Genomic DNA, 4,455 nt, shown 5'->3' with positions numbered 1-4,455 from the left:
ACCTGGGCGGGAGCGTCACTTGTGGTACTCCCGCCACCGGTACCCGGCGCGCCCGGCACGCCGCGTATCTGTGCGGCCACGGGGCAGTCCGGCCGGTGGGCATTCCGGTACCGGTATTCCGGCAGCGGTCATCGGGCCGGCGTCACCAGGGCCGGTAACACCGGGTCAGCATCCGTGTTCTGCCGGACGCGGCTAACACGCGCCGGATTTGAAGTCAACCCGAGCCGACCCCTACTGGCACCCCGATATTCATCCGAATACCAACTATCGAAACCGCTGTCTGCCAGGACGGCGGATGTTGGACACGCCTATATGGCGAGCATCACATCGACCTTTTTCGCCGGTCGGGTTTGGGCTCGGCTAATGTCCCCGGCATGAGGTCGCGGGGGCATCGTCACGGCAGTCGGGGCATGGCTGTTCTGACGTCGCGTCTGACGTCGCGGCGTCACATCGACCTGTTGCGCGTCTCCAGCGCCACCTGTTCACACTGACCCGTACGCGGTCGTCTTTTTTCGTTCGGCCACGCGGCTCGGTGCCGCCGCCGGCCCGGTGGCCACCTCGTTTTCCGGCGAAGTCGTCGTCCCAGCACGAGGTCATCGTCCCGGTAAATGCCCCGCGTGCGCCGTAACCGGCCCGCCGCGCGGAATGCCAGCCGTCCCGCCGCATTCTCTCCCGCCCAGAACATCGGAGTGGCTCCATGCGTTTTGTCAGGCCCACGTACGCCCTCACCGGCGTCACCGTCACCGTCGCCGCGGCGCTCGTGCTGGGCGCCTGCGGGTCGTCCGGCGGGGGATCGTCCAGTCCCGGTGAGGCCGCGCCCAGCGCCGGCGGTTCGGTGACCTACGCCATCGACACCGAGCCGGTCTGCTACAACGTCCACGTCAGCCAGCAGGACATCACCGCCGAGGTCCAGCGCAACGTCGTCGACTCGCTGCTCTTCTTCGACGCCAACCAGAAGATCCACCCCTGGCTGGCCACCTCCTGGGAGACCTCCAACGACTTCAGGACCTTCACCTTCAAGCTCCGCGACGACGTGACGTTCACCGACGGCACACCCTTCGACGCGAACGCGGTGAAGGCCAACTTCGACCACATAGCCGACCCGAAGACGAAGTCGCGGTACGCCTCGACGCTCATCAAGACCTACACCGGCACCGAGGTCGTCGACCCGCACACCGTAAGGATCAGCTTCTCCGCCCCGTCGGCGCCGTTCCTGCAGGCGGCGAGTACCCCCTACCTCGGTTTCTATTCACCGAAGACGTTGCAGGAAAATGCGGACAAACTATGCACGGAAGGTCCGGCCCAGGTCGGTACCGGGCCGTTCACCGTGGCCGAGTACACCAAGGGGCAGAGCGTCAAGTTCGTCCGCAACCCGAACTACAGGTGGGCACCCGACGGCGCCGCGAACAAGGGGGCGGCCTACCTGGACGCGCTGACCATCCGCGTCCTGCCGGAGGACTCCACCAGGGTGGGTGTGCTCACCAGCGGACAGGTCGACGGCGCCCGCGCGATCCCGCCGGCCAACGTCGCCACCGTCGAGGCGAACAAGGAGTTGGGCACGGTGCGCCTGCAGGCCGCCGGCGGCACTACCAGATCTACCTCAACGTGACCCGGGAGCCCCTGACCGACCAGCGGGTGCGCACCGCGATCCAGCGCGGCATCGACCTCGGCAAGGACGTTCAGGCCGTGTACTTCGGCCAGTACCAGCGGGCCTGGAGCCCGTTGGCGCCCAGCACCCCGTCCTACGACAAGTCGCTGGAGAACACCTGGCCGTTCGACCAGGCACTGTCCAACCGGCTGCTCGACGAGGCGGGCTGGACCGGGCGGGACGCCGGTGGCTACCGCACCAAGGACGGCAAGCGGCTGGCCGTCGTCTGGCCGCTCATGCCCGCCGAGTACATCAAGGACCAGCGGGTGGTTCTCGGCCAGGCGATCCAGGCCGACCTGAAGAAGATCGGTATCGATCTCCAGCGCCCGACCTTCGACATCGGCACCTTCGTCACCAAGGGCTACGCCGGTGAGTTCGACATTCTGGACTCCAGCTGGGCGCGGCCCGAGCCCGACATCCTGCGGCTGTTCTTCAACAGCACCAGCTCGGCGGCCACCGGTGGCCAGAACGCCTCGTTCATCAGCGACCCGCAGCTGGACGAGTGGACCAACGCCGGTGCCGCCACGCTCGACACCAAGATTCGTGACGATGTCTACGGCAAGACCCAGAAGCGGGTCATCGACCTTGCCGCGTCGGTCCCGGTCTACGTCCCCACCACGGTTGTCGGGGTCTCCAGGCAGCTGCACGGGGTGGCCTTCGACGCGAGCTCGTGGCCGCTGTTCCACGGCGTCTGGACCGACAAGAAGTGACGGACGAGAAGTGACGGACGCGGGGCCGGTCGGGTCACTCCCGGCCAGCGCGGGTCCGGCCGGAGGTGACCTGCCCGGCCAGAGGGCGCCTGGTCAAGGGGAGCCTGGTCAGAGGGATAGCGGTACGGCTCGCGGCGGCGCTGGCGGTGCTGTTCGGGGCGGCGACGCTCGCCTTCGCGGCGCTGCAGCTCGTCCCGGGCGACCCGGTGGCGGTGCTGCTCGGGCCGTCCACCACCGCCTCCGCCGAGGTGCGGGCGCAGATCCGCGAGGACTTCGGGTTCGACCGACCCGTCGTGGTGCAGTACGCCTCCTACCTCGGCCATCTGCTGCGCGGGGACCTCGGTGAGTCCTACCAGCTCCAGCGTCCCGTGGCCGAGCTGATCGACAGTCAGCTCTGGCCGACCGTCCAGCTCGCCCTGGCAGCGGCCGTGCTGGCCGTCGCCGTCGCGGTGTTCTCCGCGGTGACGACGGCCGGGCGGCCGCTGCCGCGCGCGCTGGCCTCCGCCTGGGAACTACTGGCGGTGTCCACGCCGTCGTACTGGCTCGGCATCGTTCTGCTCACGTTCTTCTCGTTCCGGCTGACGATCTTCCCGGTCGCCGGGGCGGAGGGCTTCGCCTCCCTGGTCCTGCCCGCGATCACCCTGGCGCTGCCGGTCGCCGGAGTGCTCGCGCAGGTGCTGCGCGAGGGCCTGGAGACGGCGCTGGCCCAGCCGTTCGTGGTCACCGCCCGGGCCCGCGGGCTGACCCGCACGGCGGTGCGCTTCCGGCACGCGCTGCGCCACGCGGCGGTGTCGCTGGTGACGCTGACCGGCTGGCTGACCGGCACGCTGCTCGGCGGCGCGGTGCTGGTCGAGGTCGTCTTCGCCCGCCCCGGCATCGGGACGCTGACCCTGCAGGCGGTGTCGAACAAGGACATGCCGGTAGTGATCGGTGTCGTGTTGATCTCTGCCTTCGTCTTCGTACTGATCTCGACCGTGGTGGATCTCGCCTACCTCGCCATCGACCCGCGACTGAGGAAGGGGTGAACCGACGGTGACCACGACCCAGCCTGGCCTGCTCACCGGCCCGGCCCCGGCCCTGACCGCGGCCGGTCGGGCCGCCAACCGGTCGCGGCGGCGCAGACGGCTCTCGCGCGTCGGCGTCGCCCTGGCCGGGGCGCTGCTCGTCCTGCTCGCGCTGGTCGCGATCGCCCCGGGCCTGTTCACCGGCCGGGCCCCGAACGAGACCGACCTCGCCCAGACGATGGCCTCACCCAGCGGCGCGCACTGGTTCGGCACCGACCAGCTCGGCCGGGACGTCTTCGCCCGGGTGCTGCACGGCGCCCGCACCTCGCTGCTGGTCGGCGTCGGCTCCACGGCGTTCGCGCTGCTCGGAGGCACGGTGCTGGGGCTGGCCGCGGCACTGTCCGGCCGGGTGGGCGACCAGGTGCTGATGCGGTTCGCCGACGTCCTGCTGTCGCTGCCGTCCCTGCTGCTGGCCCTGCTGCTGGCCCTGCTGCTGGCCCTGCTGCTGGCCCTGCTGCTGGCCCTGCTGCTGGCCCTGCTGGCGGTGACGGTGCTCGGCACGGGGACGGTGAACGTCATGCTCGCGGTCGCGATCGCCTTCGTGCCCGGCTACGCCCGGATCGTGCGGGCGGAAGCGCTGGTGGTCCGCCGCTCCGGGTATGTCGAGGCGGCGGTCGGGCTCGGGTTGCCCCGGCCGGTGCTCGTCGCCCGCCACGTTCTACCGAACACCCTCGGCCCGCTGCTGGTCCTCGGTGCCGTCGGCTTCGGCACATCGGTGATCTACGCGTCCGGGCTGAGCTTCCTCGGCCTGGGCGCCGGGCCGCCGTCACCGGAATGGGGAGCGATGCTCTCCGAAGGCCGTTCCTTCCTGGCGACCGCGTGGTGGATCGGGGTGTTCCCCGGCCTCGCGATCACCGTGACGGTGGTCGCGGTCAACATCGTCGGCCGGTTCGCCCAGCGGCGCTTCGCGGGGAGGACGTCGTGACCGGCCCGGCGGGCAACATCAGCCCGGCGGGCAGTACCAGCCTGGCAGGCAAGGAGGGCAAAGAGGGTAAGAAGCGCAAAACAGACAAGGCGGGCAGGGTGGGCAGGG

Annotated in this window: 5 protein-coding genes; all 5 read left to right on the top strand. The window is 70.0% G+C overall.

Going from position 1 to position 4,455, the window contains the following annotated elements; genetic code table 11:
• Positions 1 to 374 precede the first annotated feature (374 nt).
• The 5 genes from CM1CMNOD_RS24450 to CM1CMNOD_RS12010 all read left to right on the top strand — a co-directional run bounded on the left by CM1CMNOD_RS24450 (position 375) and on the right by CM1CMNOD_RS12010 (position 4,347).
• Positions 375 to 491, top strand: coding sequence for a putative leader peptide (locus CM1CMNOD_RS24450; protein WP_431307087.1), 117 nt, complete (start codon positions 375 to 377; stop codon positions 489 to 491).
• Between the two features lie 206 nt (positions 492 to 697).
• Positions 698 to 1,609, top strand: coding sequence for an ABC transporter substrate-binding protein (locus CM1CMNOD_RS23655; RefSeq protein WP_258165198.1), 912 nt, complete (start codon positions 698 to 700; stop codon positions 1,607 to 1,609).
• Positions 1,606 to 2,358 (top strand): ABC transporter substrate-binding protein, encoded by a 753-nt coding sequence (locus tag CM1CMNOD_RS23650; protein ID WP_258165197.1) that lies wholly within the window; start codon positions 1,606 to 1,608, stop codon positions 2,356 to 2,358. Before CM1CMNOD_RS23655 ends, CM1CMNOD_RS23650 begins: the two co-directional genes overlap by 4 nt.
• Positions 2,359 to 2,423: 65 nt before the next feature.
• On the top strand, positions 2,424 to 3,383 hold the full coding sequence (locus tag CM1CMNOD_RS12015; protein ID WP_013873899.1) for an ABC transporter permease: 960 nt from the start codon (positions 2,424 to 2,426) through the stop codon (positions 3,381 to 3,383).
• A 7-nt stretch (positions 3,384 to 3,390) separates the two neighbouring features.
• Complete coding sequence (locus CM1CMNOD_RS12010) at positions 3,391 to 4,347, top strand: ABC transporter permease (protein WP_207387489.1); 957 nt, start codon at positions 3,391 to 3,393, stop codon at positions 4,345 to 4,347.
• Positions 4,348 to 4,455 lie beyond the last annotated feature (108 nt).

This window comes from Protofrankia symbiont of Coriaria myrtifolia (assembly GCF_900634755.1).
Lineage (GTDB): Bacteria > Actinomycetota > Actinomycetes > Frankiales > Frankiaceae > Protofrankia > Protofrankia coriariae.
The sequence above is the reverse complement of the archived record's forward strand: the minus strand, read 5'-3'. Positions and strand labels throughout refer to the sequence as shown.

Bases quoted from the DNA above. Each gene is read 5' to 3' on its own strand.
- CM1CMNOD_RS24450 (WP_431307087.1), top strand. From the start codon at position 375: ATGAGGTCGCGGGGGCATCGTCACGGCAGTCGGGGCATGGCTGTTCTG.
- CM1CMNOD_RS23655 (WP_258165198.1), top strand. From the start codon at position 698: ATGCGTTTTGTCAGGCCCACGTACGCCCTCACCGGCGTCACCGTCACC.